This window comes from Sulfitobacter sp. KMM 9851, assembly GCF_057178245.1.
On record NZ_CM169991.1, the window covers coordinates 663,117 to 680,263 of the forward strand.

Below are 17,147 nucleotides of genomic sequence, written 5' to 3' on the forward strand. Positions count from 1 at the left end.
TTTAACGCCTTTGGGGGGTGTCTTGATGATCCGTGTACTTGCCGTGTTGATGACCGTTGCCATGCTGGCTGCCTGCAATGGGGCGGCGGATCTGAACAAACCGGCGGTGCCGCTGGGCGATTTCAGCCTTCACCATAATATCGCTGTGGCGCCCAAGGCGGTCAAAGGCCCGCTGAGCCGCGAGGTCAGCAAAGAGGTGCTGGCCAAGGCGCTGAGCGACGCCACAGCCGAGCGGTTCAGCCGCTACAATGGCAGCCGCAAGTACCACTTTGGCATGAGCGTCGAGGGATACGTCCTTGCCCAGCCCGGTATCCCGCTGGTGTTTGCGCCTAAATCGATTCTGATCATCAATCTGACGGTCTGGGATGATGCCAAAAATAAGAAGCTGACGGAAAAACCGCACCAGATCACGGTGCTGGAATCATTTGACCAGGGTCCGGTTGTCGGATCGGGCTATACCAAATCCGCCGAAGAGCAGCTGAAAAACCTCAGCCAGAATGTCGCCAAGTCGATCGAGAATTATCTGGTCAAGATGAACAAGGAAGAGGGTTGGTTCAGCGGGCAGGCAGATGCCACGACGCAGGCGGTTGTCGCGGCGGAGTGACAACCGTGCAACTTCTGCCAACTCGCGCTTGATTTTACCGGCCAGACCCAATACATCGCCCGCCAGATAAGGTTCGGGTCCCGTCGGGGCCCCTCAATACAAAGGGCGCCACCATGGCAAAGGCAAAGTTTGAACGTAACAAACCACACGTCAACATCGGCACAATTGGCCACGTTGACCACGGCAAGACCACGCTGACCGCGGCGATCACCAAGTATTTTGGCGACTTCCGCGCCTATGACCAGATCGACGGCGCGCCCGAAGAAAAGGCACGCGGCATCACCATCTCGACCGCACACGTCGAGTATGAGACCGAAGCCCGTCACTATGCCCACGTCGACTGCCCCGGCCACGCTGACTATGTGAAGAACATGATCACCGGTGCCGCACAGATGGACGGCGCGATCCTGGTTGTGAACGCCGCTGACGGCCCGATGCCACAGACCCGCGAGCACATCCTGCTGGGCCGCCAGGTGGGCATCCCCACGATGGTTGTCTACATGAACAAAGTTGACCAGGTAGACGACGACGAGCTGCTGGAACTGGTGGAAATGGAAATCCGCGAGTTGCTGTCTTCTTACGACTACCCCGGCGACGACATGCCAGTGATCCCTGGTTCGGCTCTGCACGCGATGAACGGCACCCAGCCTGAAATCGGCGAAGAATCGATCCGCAAGCTGATGGCTGCCGTTGACGAATACATCCCGACACCGGCCCGCGCCATCGACCAGCCGTTCCTGATGCCCGTCGAAGACGTGTTCTCGATCTCTGGCCGTGGTACTGTTGTGACCGGCCGTGTTGAGCGTGGCGTGATCAACGTTGGCGACGAAATTGAAATCGTCGGCATCCGCGACACCAAGAAAACCACCTGTACCGGTGTGGAAATGTTCCGCAAGCTGCTGGACCGTGGTGAAGCTGGCGACAACATCGGCGCCCTGCTGCGCGGTGTGGAACGTGAGGGCGTTGAGCGCGGTCAGGTTCTGTGTAAGCCAGGTTCGGTGAACCCGCACACCAAGTTCGAAGCCGAAGCCTATATTCTGACCAAAGAAGAAGGTGGCCGTCACACGCCATTCTTCGCCAACTACCGTCCACAGTTCTACTTCCGCACCACGGATGTGACCGGGACAGTTCAGCTGGCCGAAGGTACAGAAATGGTGATGCCAGGCGATAACGTGTCGTTCGGCGTAGAGCTGATCGCCCCGATCGCCATGGAACAGGGTCTGCGCTTTGCGATCCGCGAAGGTGGCCGCACTGTTGGCGCCGGCGTGGTTTCCAAAATCACTGATTGATCACGGGGGTAGGGGCGCAAGCCCCTGCGCCGGGTTGGTGACAGTCGCTCCTCTTGGGGAGCGATGAGAACCAACTCAGTGGTTATGATGCGCAGCACACGGCTGTTATGAAATACAAAAGGCCGCAGCACACGCTGCGGCCTTTTTGCGTGACCGCCAACATGACCACCCCGCCCGGGACAAGCCGCAGGCGCCGGGCCATCGCCTGCCCGCCGTTCGATCTAATGCGCACCTGCGGTGCGACGGGAAAGCGATTTGGTGAGGCATGGTTCTAGTTTGATAGGGTGCGCTATGGTTGCGGCATAAATCGGGACAGATCACCCGAGAGCATCGCCACCCGTCACGCCGAAGGCGTGCCGCTGACATGATGGCGCACCTTTGGTGCGACGGGCAGGCGATGGCCCTTCACCAAAAACGATTAGGCTGTTTTCCCCGCTCCGTGCTACTTTCCCCCTCTCACAACCGGAAAGACACGCCATGTCGATTGCCCAGGGAGGCTGCCTTTGCGGCGGCATCAGATACTCGGCGGCGGCAGCGCCGGGCCGGGTTACCATCTGCCATTGCACCTTTTGCCAGCGCGCCACGGGCAGCGCCTTTATGGTCGAGCCGATCTTTGACGCGGGCGATATCTCCGTCACGGCGGGCACCCCCAAGACCTATACCCATGTTTCAACCGGCAGCGGCAAAGAGGTGTATGTGCATTTTTGTGATACCTGCGGCACGAAGCTCTTCCTGACGTTTGAACGCTTTGTCGGGGTTATTGGCGTCTATGCGGGCACATTTGACGATCCGAACTGGTTTGACGTGAGCCCCGGAAATGCCAAGCACATCTTTCTCGGCGTGGCGCAGCGTGGCACTATCGTTCCTGCCGGGATCAACACATTTACGGAACACGCGACCCAGAATGACGGCACGCCGATTGACCCGCAGGTATTTGGCACTCCGCATGTCATCGGTGCGCCTCGACACAAAACCATTTAACCCCGCAGGCCGCTGCGCTAAACTGCTGCCAACCAATGGAGGGTGCCATGAACAAGTCCTGATCAAAGCCAACACCAACTTTGACCATAGGATTTATCATGCCCGATTCCGCTACATTCCCCACACCCGATACCCGGTTCCCGATCACGCTGTCCGATGGCACGGCGCATCGCGGCACGGTGTTCCTCTGTGCTGTCATTGACCATCCGCGCATGGTGGTCGGGGCCTATACCTATGCCAGCGCCTTTGAACCGCCGCAGGACTGGGCGGCGCGTCTGGCTCCCTATCTGTTCGACTTCAGCCCCGAACGGTTGATCTTGGGCAAGTTCTGCCAGATCGCGGACGGGGTTCAGTTTATCACCGCCTCGGCCAATCACCGCCATGACGGGATCAGCAGTTTCCCCTTTGCGATTTTTGGCGGCGACAGACAGGGCCGCGCGTCAATGCCTGCGCCGGGGCGCGATACCGTGGTCGGCCATGATGTCTGGATCGGGCAGGGCGCGCGCATCCTGCCGGGGGCGCATATCGGCGATGGGGTGATCGTCGGCGCGGGCGCGGTCGTGGCGGGCAGGGTGCCTGCCTACAGCATCGTTGCAGGCAATCCAGCGCGGGTCATCCGCCCCCGGTTTGACGCCGCCACCGCCCAACAATTGCAGGCCATCGCCTGGTGGGATTGGCCGATCGACCGCATTCTGGCCCATGAGGCCCTGATTTGCGGTGGTGATGTGGCAGCATTGGCGCGGGTCTGACGGCCTTGGGGCAGAGTTTTTGCGCCGCATCGTCGCAATCCCCCTTGATCACCCCGCAAATTGCGACTACCCAAACCCCCGGCATAGGGGTTTAGCTCAGTTGGTAGAGCATCGGTCTCCAAAACCGAGGGTCGTGGGTTCGAGTCCCTCAGCCCCTGCCAATTTTCCTTCAGTTTTGATCGCAGTGGGTGCCCGTTTCGGGGCCGCATATCGGTGTTAACAGCGGGTTTGCGACGTCGTCGGTTGCGCTATCTGCCGCTGCAACGCGCCGCAGGCGGCCAGGCACCACGATCTTGCCACATTTGCGCCAAGTGACTGTCGGATTGAAGCCGTATGGCTGAGGCAACCTGTCGAGAGAGATGCAGATGACCAGCCAACCAGACCAACAGACCCCAACAGTGCCAGCAGATGCGACCGCGCCCGAGCTTGACCCGCAGTCATTGGCCGCGATCCGCACGCTGTTGGCGTCGCAATCCGAAGGGGCGGAGGAATCCGCGACCCCAGCGCCTGCTGTCGCCGTGGCCACACCGCCCGCCTCTGCGACGCCTACGGCGGCGCCGCGCCGTGCAACGGGAAAGGCCGCACTGCCGCCCCTTGCCGCACCCGATCCTGTCGCGGCACCGCGCCCGACCAGCAGGTTGCGTGCAACCATCGGCAACTGGGTGACACAACAAAAGGCGCGGGTGCTCGGCTATCGTCCGACGCCGCAGCACATTATGTGGACCTGCTTTGGTCTGCTGGTGCTGTTCCGGCCTTGGTTGATGATTGGGATGCTGCTTTTGGGGCTGTTCGTTTTCCTGGGTGTGTTCTTGATTCTTGGCTACGATGGCTTTTGGCACCGCACCATGGCGCTGGGGCGTTGGTACGCCCGGCGCCGACCCGAACATTCAGCCCGCCTGCATAGCAAGCTTGATACCTTTGCCATGAAATGGGACGCCGTGCTGGACCGTTTTCCCGAAGGGACGGTGGATGGGCTTTATCTGCCGGACTTTGGCGAACTGGCCGCCGCAGAGGCGCGCCACGACGCATCTCTGGATCGCCGCTTTGACACCCTGCGCGAAACCGAAGGCTGACCGTCGCGCCCGCGCCCTGCACAGCGGCCTTGAATCCGTGGCGCAGAGCCGTTACATCCGCCCAATCCGGCAATAGGGAAATATGTCATGGCCACCACCAATCCGCTTCAGTTCATTCAGCAGGTCCGTGCCGAAGTTGCAAAGGTCGTATGGCCGACGCGGCGTGAGGTTTTGCTGACCACGGTGATGGTGTTTATCCTTGCGGCACTCACGGCGGTGTTCTTTGCACTGGTTGATATCTTGATCCGTGGCGGCTTGCAGTCGGTGCTGGGGATGTTCGGCTAAGTCTGGCCGGGTGTGAGTAATTCTTCTTTAAACCCTTGAAACCTTTGGGCGCGCGGGCTATTGCGCAGTCCTGACCTGATAAAAGGGCGTGCGGCGATTCGTGTTGCGCGCCGATTTTTTGTTCAGGCGGGGCGGGTAACTGCCCGTGATAAAAGACTAATTTTGATGCCGGGACCACCCCGCGCGTCGCAAGGCAAGGACCAGAGTTCAGATGGCAAAACGTTGGTATTCGGTCAGTGTCCTGTCGAACTTCGAAAAGAAGATCGCCGAACAGATCCGCACCACGGTTGCTGAGCAGCAACTCGAGGACCAGATTGACGAAGTGTTGGTGCCCACCGAAGAGGTGATCGAGGTGCGTCGCGGCAAGAAGGTGACAACCGAACGTCGCTTTATGCCCGGCTATGTGCTGGTTCACATGGAAATGTCGGACAAGGGCTATCACCTGATTAACTCGATCAACCGCGTTACCGGATTTTTGGGGCCACAGGGCCGTCCGATGCCGATGCGCGATGCAGAAGTTCAGGCGATCCTGGGTCGCGTGCAGGAAGGCGAAGATGCGCCACGTACGCTGATCCACTTCGAAATTGGCGAGAAGGTCAAAGTGGCCGATGGCCCGTTCGAAGATTTCGATGGCATGATCGAAGAGGTCGACGAGGACAACCAGCGCTTGAAGGTGTCGGTGTCGATCTTTGGCCGGGAAACCCCGGTCGAGTTGGAATTTACTCAGGTCAACAAACAGATGTGAGTGAGCGGTGGGCTTCGCGCCCACCTTGCGGCACTCCGGTGCCGATCGTTTGTGGGAGGCGAGGCTGCGCGCAGTCAGACCGAACCACGCTAGAGAATGGACCGCAGGCGCGCTTGTGGTTCGATAGGGTGGGCCTCGGCCCGCCGATGAAAAAGGAGAAGGCCAATGGCCAAGAAGCTCGTCGGTACGATGAAGTTGCAAGTGAAAGCGGGTCAAGCAAACCCGTCCCCACCCGTCGGCCCAGCATTGGGTCAGCGCGGCATCAACATCATGGAATTCTGCAAGGCGTTCAACGCCAAGACCGCGGATCTGGAGCCAGGTGCGCCTTGCCCAACCGTGATCAGCTATTATCAGGACAAGTCCTTTACCATGGACATCAAGACGCCCCCGGCGTCGTATTACCTGAAAAAAGCGGCCAAAGTGAACTCTGGTGCGAAACTGCCCAGCCGTGAAACTGTTGGTACCGTGACCACCAAGCAGCTGCGCGAAATCGCAGAAGCAAAAGCCGCCGATCTGAGCGCCAACGACGTTGAAGCCGCAATGAAGATCATTCTGGGCTCCGCCCGCTCTATGGGCATTGAGGTGAAGTAAGATGGCAAAATTTGGTAAACGCACCCGCGCCGCCCGTGAAGCATTTGCAGGCAAAGAAGACCTGACAGTCGAAGAAGCTGTCACGCTGATCAAGGCAAACTCAAAGACGAAGTTCGATGAGACCATTGAGATCGCCATGAACCTCGGCGTTGACCCACGCCACGCAGACCAGATGGTCCGCGGTGTTGTCGGCCTGCCAAACGGCACCGGCAAAACCATGCGTGTTGCTGTGTTCGCCCGTGGTGCCAAAGCTGAAGAAGCCCAAAAGGCTGGCGCAGATATCGTTGGCGCAGAAGACCTGATGGAAATCGTTCAAAGCGGCAAGATCGAGTTTGATCGCTGCATTGCGACCCCGGACATGATGCCAATCGTTGGCCGTCTGGGTAAGGTCCTTGGCCCCCGCAACCTGATGCCGAACCCCAAAGTGGGCACGGTAACAATGGATGTGGCCGATGCTGTGAAAGCGGCAAAGGGCGGCGAAGTGCAGTTCAAAGCTGAAAAGGGCGGTGTCGTCCATGCAGGCGTTGGCAAACTGTCCTTTGACGAAGCCAAGCTGGTCGAAAACATCCGCGCATTCGTCAGCGCTGTGTCCAAGGCAAAGCCATCCGGCTCCAAGGGCGCGTACCTGAAAAAGATCAACCTGAGCTCGACAATGGGCCCTGGTGTTTCCGTGGCCGTGGATAACGCAGCCGCTGAGTGATTACGTAGGGTGGGCCCCAGCGGCCCGCCTTGCGACCCGAGATTTGGCGGGTTCGCCCGCCAGATACGCAACGGCCAGAGTATCGGCCCGCGCGTCTGTCCGAGACGGAGGGTTTAGGCGTCAGCCTGAATAATTCCTTCCTGAGATGGGAAACCGGAAAAATTCTGCCTTCGGGCGGTTTTGGCCGGGACCCTTCATTGGACCCGAATGGGATGCAGAGTATCCGCATCCTGAACTGAGCCGGGGGGCAACCCCCAAATTTGGAGTGAAACTGTGGATAGAGCACAAAAAGAACAGTTGGTCGACGAACTCGGCCAAATCTTTGAAAGCTCTGGCGTCGTTGTGGTTAGCCATTACGTCGGTTTGACAGTTGCTGAAATGCAGGACCTTCGGGCGCGCGCACGCGCTGCCGGTGGGGCCGTGCGTGTTGCCAAAAACAGGCTCGCCAAGATCGCCCTTGAGGGCAAGCCATGCGAAAGCATTGCTGACCTTCTGACGGGTATGACCGTTCTGACCTATTCCGAAGACCCCGTGGCAGCAGCCAAGGTGGCCCAGGAATTTTCCAAAGAGAATCCTAAGCTAATGATTCTCGGCGGCGCTATGGGTGAGAACGCGTTGGACATCGCCGGTGTCGAAGCCGTGTCCAAGATGCCTTCGCGGGAGGAGCTTATCTCCACCATCGCGGGTATGTTGGGCGCACCAGCATCGAACATCGCCGGGGCCATTGGCGCACCTGCAAGCAATATCGCATCCATCTTGTCCACCATCGAGGACAAGGCGGCTGCGTAAAGCAAATCGTCAAGCTGACGCATGGGTTGAACACTCGCGTTGGAACACACATATCGTAACGGAAAGAGCTAAACATGGCTGATCTGAAAAAACTGGCAGAAGAGATCGTTGGTCTGACCCTGCTTGAAGCACAAGAACTGAAAACAATCCTGAAAGACGAGTACGGCATCGAGCCCGCCGCTGGTGGCGCTGTGATGATGGCTGGTCCTGCAGATGCTGGTGCAGCTGCTGAGGAAAAAACTGAATTTGACGTCGTTCTGAAGAACGCGGGCGCCTCCAAGATCAACGTGATCAAAGAAGTGCGCGGCATCACCGGTCTTGGTCTGAAAGAAGCCAAAGATCTGGTCGAAGCTGGCGGCAAAATCAAAGAAGGCGTCGACAAAGCCGAAGCCGAAGAAGTCAAAGCCAAGCTGGAAGCAGCTGGCGCAGAAGTCGAACTGGCCTAAGGCCGGTTTTCGGGGACCGTTTTCTTTTCAAGAGAACGGGTCGGAGTTTTCACAATTCCGAATTACCCCACATAAACAAGGGCTGGACGGGGACAAACCCTGTCCAGCCTGACCTGTTTTGATAAATGTTTCGCCAGCTGATTTGGCTGCGGAACATTTATCTGGAGAGGTCCACATGATCGGAAGGGGTGCGGTGGGACGCACTCCAAGAATTGATCCCGGATTTTTCGCTCTTATGGGTGCGCTACCACGGCCCCGGTGGTTGCAGCACTCGGCAAGAGACACGAAAGGTGACACGACACATGGCACAATCCTTCCTTGGCCAGAAGCGTCTGCGTAAATATTATGGCAAAATCCGCGAAGTGCTGGAGATGCCGAACCTGATCGAGGTTCAAAAATCATCCTACGATCTGTTCCTGAACTCCGGCGATGCCGAGACGCCCACCGATGGTGACGGCATCCAGGGCGTTTTCCAGTCGGTATTCCCGATCAAGGATTTCAACGAGACCTCCGTGCTTGAATACGTCAAGTACGAGCTGGAAAAACCCAAATACGATGTTGAGGAATGTCAGCAACGTGACATGACCTACAGCGCGCCACTGAAAGTGACGCTGCGCCTGATCGTGTTTGATGTGGACGAGGACACGGGCGCCAAATCCGTCAAGGACATCAAGGAACAGGACGTGTTCATGGGCGACATGCCCCTGATGACGCCAAACGGGACGTTCATTGTGAACGGCACCGAGCGTGTGATCGTTTCCCAGATGCACCGCTCTCCCGGCGTGTTCTTTGACCACGACAAGGGCAAGACGCATTCCTCGGGCAAGCTGTTGTTTGCCTGCCGCATCATCCCATATCGCGGCTCCTGGCTCGATTTCGAATTCGACGCCAAAGACAACGTCTATGCCCGGATCGACCGTCGTCGTAAATTGCCTGTAACCACCCTGCTGTATTCGCTTGGTCTGGACCAAGAGGCGATCATGGACGCCTATTACAAGACGGTCACCTACAAGCTGAAGAAGAACAAAGGCTGGGTGGCACCGTTCTACCCTGACCGTATCCGCGGCACCCGTCCGACCTATGATCTTGTCGATGCCAACACGGGTGAAATCCTGTTCGAGACAGGCAAGAAAGTGACCCCGCGCGCCGTCAAGCAATTGGTGGACGAAGGCAAGGTCACGGAACTGCTGCTGCCCTTCGAGCACATCGTAGGCAAATTCGCTGCGCGTGATATCATCAACGAAGAAAACGGCGCGATCTATGTCGAAGCCGGTGATGAGCTGACGCTGGAATATGACAAGGACGGCACGCTGATCGGCGGCACCGCGAAAGAGCTGATCGACGCAGGCGTCACCGAGATCCCGTTGCTGGACATCGACAACGTCAACGTCGGCCCCTACATGCGCAACACCATGGCGATGGACAAGAACATGAACCGCGACACCGCGCTCATGGACATCTACCGCGTCATGCGTCCGGGCGAGCCGCCCACCGTCGAGGCCGCTTCGGCGCTGTTCGACACGCTGTTCTTTGACAGCGAACGCTATGACCTGTCCGCTGTTGGCCGTGTGAAGATGAACATGCGTCTGGCGCTGGACAAGCCTGACACACAGCGCACGCTGGATCGTGACGATATCGTCGCCTGTATCAAAGCGCTGGTTGACCTGCGCGATGGCCGTGGCGACATCGACGATATCGACCACCTTGGTAACCGCCGGGTGCGTTCGGTCGGCGAACTGATGGAAAACCAGTACCGTGTTGGTCTGCTGCGCATGGAGCGCGCGATCAAGGAACGGATGTCTTCCGTTGAGATCGACACCGTCATGCCGCAGGATCTGATCAACGCGAAACCTGCCGCCGCTGCTGTGCGCGAATTCTTCGGCTCCAGCCAGCTGTCGCAGTTCATGGACCAAACCAACCCGCTGTCCGAAGTGACGCACAAGCGTCGCCTGTCGGCGCTTGGACCTGGCGGTTTGACCCGCGAGCGTGCAGGCTTTGAGGTGCGTGACGTTCACCCGACCCACTATGGCCGGATGTGTCCGATTGAAACGCCCGAAGGCCCGAACATTGGTCTGATCAACTCGCTGGCCACTTTTGCCCGCGTGAACAAATATGGCTTCATCGAAACACCGTACCGCAAGGTTTCCAACGGTGTGGTGTCGGACGATGTGCAGTACATGTCGGCGACCGAAGAAATGCGTCACACTGTGGCGCAGGCCAACGCGAACCTTGATGAAAACATGAAGTTCGTGAACGATCTGGTGTCGACCCGTAAGTCGGGCGACTACACGCTGTCGCCTTCTACATCGGTTGACCTGATCGACGTTAGCCCAAAACAGTTGGTCTCCGTTGCGGCCTCGCTGATCCCATTCCTTGAAAACGACGATGCGAACCGGGCCTTGATGGGTTCGAACATGCAACGTCAGGCTGTGCCACTGCTTCAGGCAGAAGCACCGCTGGTGGGTACGGGTATCGAAGAAGTGGTGGCACGGGATTCCGGTGCGGCTTATATGGCGAAACGCGGTGGTATCATCGACCAAGTGGATGCCAGCCGGATCGTGATCCGGGCCACCGAGGACCTTGAACTGGGTGACGCGGGTGTGGACATCTACCGCATGCGTAAATTCCAGCGTTCGAACCAGAACACCTGCATCAACCAGCGTCCGCTGGTGAAGGTGGGCGAGACGGTTCAAAAAGGTCAGGTGATTGCCGATGGTCCATCCACGGACATGGGCGAACTGGCACTGGGTAAGAACGTGGTCGTCGCGTTTATGCCTTGGAACGGTTACAACTACGAAGATAGTATCCTGATCTCTGAGCGTATCAGCCGCGATGACGTGTTCACCTCGATCCACATCGAGGAATTCGAAGTCGCCGCACGTGATACCAAGCTTGGGCCAGAGGAAATCACCCGCGACATTCCGAACGTCGGTGAAGAAGCGCTGCGCAACCTCGACGAGGCTGGCATCGTGTACATCGGCGCGGACGTGGAGCCGGGCGACATTCTGGTGGGTAAGATCACGCCAAAAGGCGAAAGCCCGATGACGCCGGAAGAGAAGCTGCTGCGCGCCATCTTTGGTGAAAAAGCATCGGACGTGCGTGACACCTCGCTGCGTGTGAAACCGGGCGATTTCGGCACAGTCGTCGAAGTCCGCGTGTTCAACCGCCACGGCGTTGAAAAAGACGAACGTGCGTTGCAGATCGAGCGTGAAGAAGTCGAACGCCTGGCGCGTGACCGTGACGACGAGCTGACCATTCTTGACCGGAACATCTATGCGCGCCTGCGCCAGATGATCCTCGGCAAGGTGGCGGTGAAAGGGCCACGGGGCGTCAAACCCAACAGCCAGATCACCGAAGAGGTGCTCGATGAACAGTTGTCACGTGGTCAGTGGTGGCAGCTTGCCCTTGAGGACGAAGACGACGCGAAAATCGTCGAGGCCCTGAACGAGCAGTACGAGATCCAGAAGCGGACCTTGGATGCACGTTTTGAGGACAAGGTCGAAAAAGTCCGCCGTGGCGATGATTTGCCCCCAGGCGTGATGAAGATGGTCAAAGTGTTCGTGGCGGTGAAGCGCAAGCTGCAACCGGGCGACAAGATGGCCGGTCGTCACGGGAACAAGGGTGTGATTTCGAAAGTGGTGCCAATGGAGGACATGCCGTTCCTCGCGGATGGTACACCTGTCGATTTCTGTTTGAACCCGCTGGGCGTTCCATCGCGTATGAACGTCGGTCAGATCCTTGAAACCCACATGGGTTGGGCCGCACGTGGCCTGGGCATCAACATCGACGAAGCGTTGCAGGAATATAAGCGCTCCGGCGATCTGACCCCGGTACGTGAAGCCATGAGCCTGGCCTACGGTGACGACGTCTATGACGAAGGCATCGCAGGCATGGACGAGGACACGCTGATCGAAGCGGCAGGCAACGTCACACGCGGTGTGCCGATTGCAACGCCGGTCTTTGACGGTGCCAAGGAAGCGGATGTGAACGACAGCCTCAAGCGGGCCGGGTTCGATACGTCCGGTCAGTCGGTGCTGTTTGATGGCCGCACAGGCGAGCAGTTTGCCCGCCCTGTGACCGTTGGCGTGAAATACCTGCTGAAACTGCACCACCTTGTGGACGATAAAATCCACGCGCGCTCCACCGGTCCATACTCGCTGGTCACCCAGCAGCCATTGGGCGGTAAAGCGCAGTTCGGTGGTCAGCGCTTTGGTGAGATGGAGGTCTGGGCTTTGGAGGCTTATGGCGCTGCATACACCCTTCAGGAAATGCTGACCGTGAAATCGGATGACGTTGCAGGCCGGACGAAGGTCTATGAAAGCATCGTCAAAGGCGAGGACAACTTCGAAGCAGGTATTCCGGAATCGTTCAACGTTCTGGTCAAAGAAGTCCGCGGCCTCGGCCTGAACATGGAACTCCTGGATGCGGAGGAGGATGAGTAACGGAACAGCCGGACTTTTCTAAAAAGTCCGGGCCGTTTTCTTCAACAGAAAACGGCCCGCTACCCATCCAATACCGCGCCAAATCAAGGATTTGAAAATGAACCAGGAACTTACAAACAGCCCGTTCAACCCCGTTGCGCCGGCAAAAACATTCGACGAGATCAAAGTCTCTCTGGCCTCGCCAGAGCGCATCTTGTCGTGGTCATTTGGTGAGATCAAAAAGCCAGAGACCATCAACTATCGGACGTTCAAGCCCGAGCGGGACGGTCTGTTCTGCGCGCGTATCTTTGGCCCGATCAAAGATTACGAATGTCTGTGCGGCAAATATAAGCGCATGAAGTATCGCGGCGTTGTCTGCGAAAAATGTGGTGTCGAAGTGACGCTGCAAAAGGTCCGTCGCGAACGTATGGGCCACATCGAACTGGCGTCGCCCGTTGCGCATATCTGGTTCCTGAAATCGCTGCCATCGCGCATCGGTCTGATGCTGGACATGACACTGCGTGATCTGGAGCGTGTGCTCTACTTTGAAAACTACGTCGTGATCGAACCCGGTCTGACCGACCTGACCTATGGTCAGATGATGACCGAAGAAGAGTATATGGACGCGCAGGATGCGTTCGGCATGGACGCTTTCACCGCCAATATCGGTGCCGAAGCGATCCGCGAAATGTTGGCCGCCATCGACCTTGAGGCCGAAGCCGATCAGCTGCGTGCCGATCTGAAAGAAGCCACAGGCGAATTGAAGCCCAAGAAGATCATCAAGCGTTTGAAGGTGGTCGAGTCCTTCCTTGAGTCCGGCAACCGCCCCGAGTGGATGGTGATGACCGTGATCCCCGTGATCCCGCCAGAACTGCGCCCGCTGGTGCCGCTGGACGGTGGCCGCTTTGCGACTTCCGACCTGAACGACCTGTACCGTCGCGTGATCAACCGGAACAACCGTCTGAAGCGTCTGATCGAACTGCGCGCACCTGACATCATCGTCCGCAACGAAAAGCGGATGTTGCAGGAATCTGTCGACGCATTGTTCGACAACGGCCGTCGTGGCCGCGTCATCACCGGTGCCAACAAGCGCCCGCTGAAGTCGCTGTCGGACATGCTGAAGGGTAAGCAGGGTCGCTTCCGTCAGAACCTTTTGGGCAAGCGCGTCGACTTCTCGGGTCGTTCGGTCATCGTGACCGGCCCCGAATTGAAGCTGCATCAGTGCGGTCTGCCCAAGAAGATGGCGTTGGAACTGTTCAAGCCGTTCATCTACTCACGTCTTGAGGCCAAAGGTCTGTCCTCCACCGTGAAGCAGGCGAAAAAGCTGGTCGAAAAAGAGCGTCCCGAAGTTTGGGATATCTTGGACGAAGTGATCCGCGAACACCCTGTCATGCTGAACCGTGCGCCTACATTGCACCGTCTTGGCATTCAGGCGTTTGAGCCGGTTCTCATCGAAGGTAAGGCGATCCAGCTGCACCCGCTGGTTTGTTCCGCCTTTAACGCCGACTTTGACGGTGACCAGATGGCCGTGCACGTTCCGCTCTCGCTGGAAGCCCAGCTTGAAGCGCGCGTTCTGATGATGTCGACGAACAACGTCCTGTCCCCTGCAAACGGCGCGCCGATTATCGTGCCGTCGCAGGATATGATCTTGGGTCTGTACTATACGACCCTGGAACGTGAAGGCATGGTTGGTCAGGGCATGGTCTTTGGATCGGTTGACGAAGTGCAGCACGCACTCGACGCCGGCGCGGTGCATTTGCACACCAAGATCAAGGCACGGATCAAACAGATCGACGCCGAAGGCAACGAAGTGATGATGCGCTTTGACACGACCCCCGGTCGTGTACGTCTGGGCGCCTTGCTGCCGCTGAACGCCAAGGCACCGTTTGATCTGGTCAACCGTCTGCTGCGCAAGAAAGAAGTGCAGCAGGTCATCGATACCGTCTACCGCTATTGCGGTCAGAAGGAATCGGTTATCTTCTGTGACCAGATCATGACCATGGGTTTCCGCGAGGCCTTCAAGGCCGGGATTTCCTTTGGCAAGGACGACATGCTGATCCCGGACTCCAAGTGGCCGCTGGTCGAAGAGACCCGCGAGCAGGTCAAGGACTTTGAACAGCAGTACATGGACGGCCTGATCACTCAGGGTGAAAAGTACAACAAAGTTGTCGATGCTTGGTCCAAGTGTAACGACAAGGTCACAGACGCGATGATGGGCTCCATCTCGGCCATCACCTACCATGAGGATGGGTCCGAGAAAGAACCGAACTCTGTCTATATGATGGCCCACTCCGGTGCGCGTGGTTCGGTGACCCAGATGAAGCAGCTCGGCGGGATGCGCGGCCTGATGGCCAAGCCGAACGGCGACATCATCGAAACACCGATCATCTCGAACTTTAAAGAAGGTCTGACCGTTCTCGAGTACTTCAACTCGACACACGGTGCGCGTAAGGGTCTGTCGGATACCGCTCTGAAAACAGCGAACTCCGGTTACCTGACACGTCGTCTGGTGGACGTGGCGCAGGACTGCATCGTGCGTATGCACGACTGTGGGACTGAGACAGCGATCACCGCCGTTGCAGCCGTGAACGATGGTGAGGTAGTTTCCTCGCTGGCCGAACGTCTGCTGGGTCGTGTAAACGCCGATGATATCCTGCGTCCCGGCACCGACGAAGTGCTGGTGCCCGCAGGTAGCATCATCGACGAACGCATGGCCGACATCATCGACGAAGCGGCGGTCGCCTCTGCGCGTATCCGTTCGCCTCTGACCTGTGAGGCCGAAGAAGGCGTCTGCGCCATGTGTTATGGCCGTGACCTTGCGCGCGGTACATTGGTGAACCAAGGCGAAGCGGTGGGTATCATCGCGGCGCAGTCCATTGGTGAACCCGGTACCCAGCTGACGATGCGGACGTTCCACATCGGCGGCGTTGCACAGGGTGGCCAGCAGTCCTTCCTTGAGGCCAGCCAGTCCGGCAAGATCGTGTTCGACAACGCACTGACCCTTGAGAACGCCGCAGGCGAGATCATGGTGATGGGCCGGAACATGAAGCTGTCGATTGTGGATGAAAACGGCGATGAGCGGTCGAGCCACAAGGTTGGTTACGGCACCAAGCTGTTCGTCAAAGACGGCGACAAGGTGGTGCGCGGTGACAAGCTGTTTGAATGGGATCCGTACACCCTGCCGATCATCGCTGAAAAGTCGGGTATGACCAAGTTTGTCGACCTGGTATCGGGTATCGCCGTCAAGGACGAAACCGATGACGCGACAGGCATGACCCAGAAGATCGTTATCGACTGGCGCGCGGCCCCCAAGGGCAACGAGCTGAAGCCGGAAGTGATCCTGGTGGGTGACGATGGTGAGCCGGTCCGCAACGATGCGGGCAACCCGATCACCTATGCGATGTCGGTTGATGCGGTTCTGTCCGTTGAGGACCAGACCGAGATCAAGGCCGGTGACATCATCGCGCGTATCCCGCGTGAAGGTGCCAAGACCAAGGACATTACCGGTGGTTTGCCACGGGTTGCGGAACTCTTTGAGGCGCGTCGCCCCAAGGATCACGCGATCATCGCGGAAATCGATGGCTATGTTCGCTTTGGCAAGGACTATAAAAACAAGCGCCGTATCGCGATTGAGTCCTCTGAAGATGCCGACGTGAAGGTCGAATACATGGTGCCCAAGGGGAAACACATCCCCGTTGCCGAAGGCGACTTCGTGCAGAAGGGTGACTACATCATGGACGGCAACCCAGCGCCGCACGACATCCTTGCCATTATGGGTGTCGAGGCCTTGGCTGACTATATGATCGACGAAGTGCAGGACGTGTATCGCCTTCAGGGTGTGCGCATCAACGACAAGCACATCGAGGTTATTGTCCGTCAGATGCTTCAGAAGTGGGAAATCCAGGAAAGCGGCGACACCACGCTGCTGAAGGGCGAACACGTCGACAAGCAGGAGTTCGACCAAGCCAACGAAAAGGCGATCTCGAAGGGTGGCCGTGCCGCCAAGGGCGAGCCGATCTTGCTCGGCATCACCAAGGCGTCGCTGCAAACCCGCAGCTTCATCTCGGCGGCGTCGTTCCAGGAAACCACACGTGTGCTGACCGAAGCATCGGTTCAGGGCAAGCGTGACAAACTGGTCGGCCTGAAAGAGAACGTGATCGTGGGCCGTCTGATCCCGGCCGGTACCGGTGGGGCAACCCAGCAGATGCGCAAAGTGGCGCTGGACCGTGACAACGTCGTGATCGAAGCCCGCCGCGAAGAGGCCGAGGCCGCAGCCGCACTGGCCGCCCCTGTGCCAAGCGCCGACGTGGTTGGTGGCGATGTGTTCAGCACGCCGATCGTGGACGAAGAAAGCCGCGATTGATCACCTAGGTTGATTTGAAAAAGAAAAGCCCCCGCATTGTGAAATGCGGGGGCTTTTTCGTTTTACCGATGCTGGCTGGCGCCCGCGCCGGCGGCACGCGTTATCGCTGCA

General features: G+C 58.2%; 13 protein-coding genes and 1 tRNA gene. All 14 read left to right on the forward strand.

Annotated features, from left to right (window positions below):
• Positions 1-25 precede the first annotated feature (25 nt).
• On the forward strand, positions 26-604 hold the full coding sequence (locus AC1965_RS03205) for a hypothetical protein (protein WP_483885858.1): 579 nt from the start codon (positions 26-28) through the stop codon (positions 602-604).
• Positions 605-717: 113 nt separating this feature from the next.
• On the forward strand, positions 718-1,893 hold the full coding sequence (tuf, locus tag AC1965_RS03210) for an elongation factor Tu (protein WP_483885859.1): 1,176 nt from the start codon (positions 718-720) through the stop codon (positions 1,891-1,893).
• A 477-nt stretch (positions 1,894-2,370) separates the two neighbouring features.
• Complete coding sequence (locus AC1965_RS03215; RefSeq protein WP_483885860.1) at positions 2,371-2,874, forward strand: GFA family protein; 504 nt, start codon at positions 2,371-2,373, stop codon at positions 2,872-2,874.
• A 98-nt stretch (positions 2,875-2,972) separates the two neighbouring features.
• Entirely contained in the window at positions 2,973-3,623 is a 651-nt protein-coding gene (locus AC1965_RS03220; protein ID WP_483885861.1) for a CatB-related O-acetyltransferase, read from the forward strand.
• Positions 3,624-3,708: 85 nt separating this feature from the next.
• Positions 3,709-3,784: transfer RNA gene (locus tag AC1965_RS03225), tRNA-Trp, on the forward strand.
• Positions 3,785-3,988: 204 nt separating this feature from the next.
• On the forward strand, positions 3,989-4,696 hold the full coding sequence (locus AC1965_RS03230) for a hypothetical protein (protein WP_483885862.1): 708 nt from the start codon (positions 3,989-3,991) through the stop codon (positions 4,694-4,696).
• An 87-nt stretch (positions 4,697-4,783) separates the two neighbouring features.
• Positions 4,784-4,981, forward strand: a complete 198-nt coding sequence (secE, locus tag AC1965_RS03235) for a preprotein translocase subunit SecE (RefSeq protein ID WP_483885863.1) — start codon at positions 4,784-4,786, stop codon at positions 4,979-4,981.
• Between the two features lie 211 nt (positions 4,982-5,192).
• On the forward strand, positions 5,193-5,726 hold the full coding sequence (gene nusG / locus AC1965_RS03240) for a transcription termination/antitermination protein NusG (protein ID WP_483885864.1): 534 nt from the start codon (positions 5,193-5,195) through the stop codon (positions 5,724-5,726).
• A gap of 165 nt (positions 5,727-5,891) precedes the next feature.
• Positions 5,892-6,317, forward strand: a complete 426-nt coding sequence (gene rplK, locus AC1965_RS03245) for a 50S ribosomal protein L11 (protein ID WP_483885865.1) — start codon at positions 5,892-5,894, stop codon at positions 6,315-6,317.
• 1 nt (position 6,318) lies between these two features.
• Positions 6,319-7,017 (forward strand): 50S ribosomal protein L1, encoded by a 699-nt coding sequence (gene rplA, locus AC1965_RS03250; RefSeq protein ID WP_483885866.1) that lies wholly within the window; start codon positions 6,319-6,321, stop codon positions 7,015-7,017.
• 273 nt (positions 7,018-7,290) lie between these two features.
• Positions 7,291-7,806, forward strand: a complete 516-nt coding sequence (rplJ, locus tag AC1965_RS03255) for a 50S ribosomal protein L10 (RefSeq protein ID WP_483885867.1) — start codon at positions 7,291-7,293, stop codon at positions 7,804-7,806.
• Positions 7,807-7,880: 74 nt separating this feature from the next.
• Positions 7,881-8,252 carry a 50S ribosomal protein L7/L12 gene (rplL, locus tag AC1965_RS03260; protein WP_483885868.1) on the forward strand — a complete coding sequence of 124 codons (372 nt, stop codon included), beginning with the start codon at positions 7,881-7,883 and terminating at the stop codon, positions 8,250-8,252.
• A 302-nt stretch (positions 8,253-8,554) separates the two neighbouring features.
• Positions 8,555-12,694, forward strand: a complete 4,140-nt coding sequence (rpoB, locus tag AC1965_RS03265) for a DNA-directed RNA polymerase subunit beta (RefSeq protein WP_483885869.1) — start codon at positions 8,555-8,557, stop codon at positions 12,692-12,694.
• 97 nt (positions 12,695-12,791) lie between these two features.
• Positions 12,792-17,036, forward strand: coding sequence for a DNA-directed RNA polymerase subunit beta' (gene rpoC / locus AC1965_RS03270; RefSeq protein ID WP_483885870.1), 4,245 nt, complete (start codon positions 12,792-12,794; stop codon positions 17,034-17,036).
• Positions 17,037-17,147 lie beyond the last annotated feature (111 nt).

Excerpts from the sequence above, each read along its gene's own strand:
- rplL (WP_483885868.1), top strand. The coding sequence starts at position 7,881 with ATGGCTGATCTGAAAAAACTGGCAGAAGAGATCGTTGGTCTGACCCTG.
- AC1965_RS03205 (WP_483885858.1), top strand. The coding sequence starts at position 26 with ATGATCCGTGTACTTGCCGTGTTGATGACCGTTGCCATGCTGGCTGCC.
- tuf (WP_483885859.1), top strand. The coding sequence starts at position 718 with ATGGCAAAGGCAAAGTTTGAACGTAACAAACCACACGTCAACATCGGC.
- rplA (WP_483885866.1), top strand. The coding sequence starts at position 6,319 with ATGGCAAAATTTGGTAAACGCACCCGCGCCGCCCGTGAAGCATTTGCA.
- secE (WP_483885863.1), top strand. The coding sequence starts at position 4,784 with ATGGCCACCACCAATCCGCTTCAGTTCATTCAGCAGGTCCGTGCCGAA.
- rpoB (WP_483885869.1), top strand. The coding sequence starts at position 8,555 with ATGGCACAATCCTTCCTTGGCCAGAAGCGTCTGCGTAAATATTATGGC.
- AC1965_RS03220 (WP_483885861.1), top strand. The coding sequence starts at position 2,973 with ATGCCCGATTCCGCTACATTCCCCACACCCGATACCCGGTTCCCGATC.
- nusG (WP_483885864.1), top strand. The coding sequence starts at position 5,193 with ATGGCAAAACGTTGGTATTCGGTCAGTGTCCTGTCGAACTTCGAAAAG.
- AC1965_RS03215 (WP_483885860.1), top strand. The coding sequence starts at position 2,371 with ATGTCGATTGCCCAGGGAGGCTGCCTTTGCGGCGGCATCAGATACTCG.
- rpoC (WP_483885870.1), top strand. The coding sequence starts at position 12,792 with ATGAACCAGGAACTTACAAACAGCCCGTTCAACCCCGTTGCGCCGGCA.
- rplK (WP_483885865.1), top strand. The coding sequence starts at position 5,892 with ATGGCCAAGAAGCTCGTCGGTACGATGAAGTTGCAAGTGAAAGCGGGT.
- AC1965_RS03230 (WP_483885862.1), top strand. The coding sequence starts at position 3,989 with ATGACCAGCCAACCAGACCAACAGACCCCAACAGTGCCAGCAGATGCG.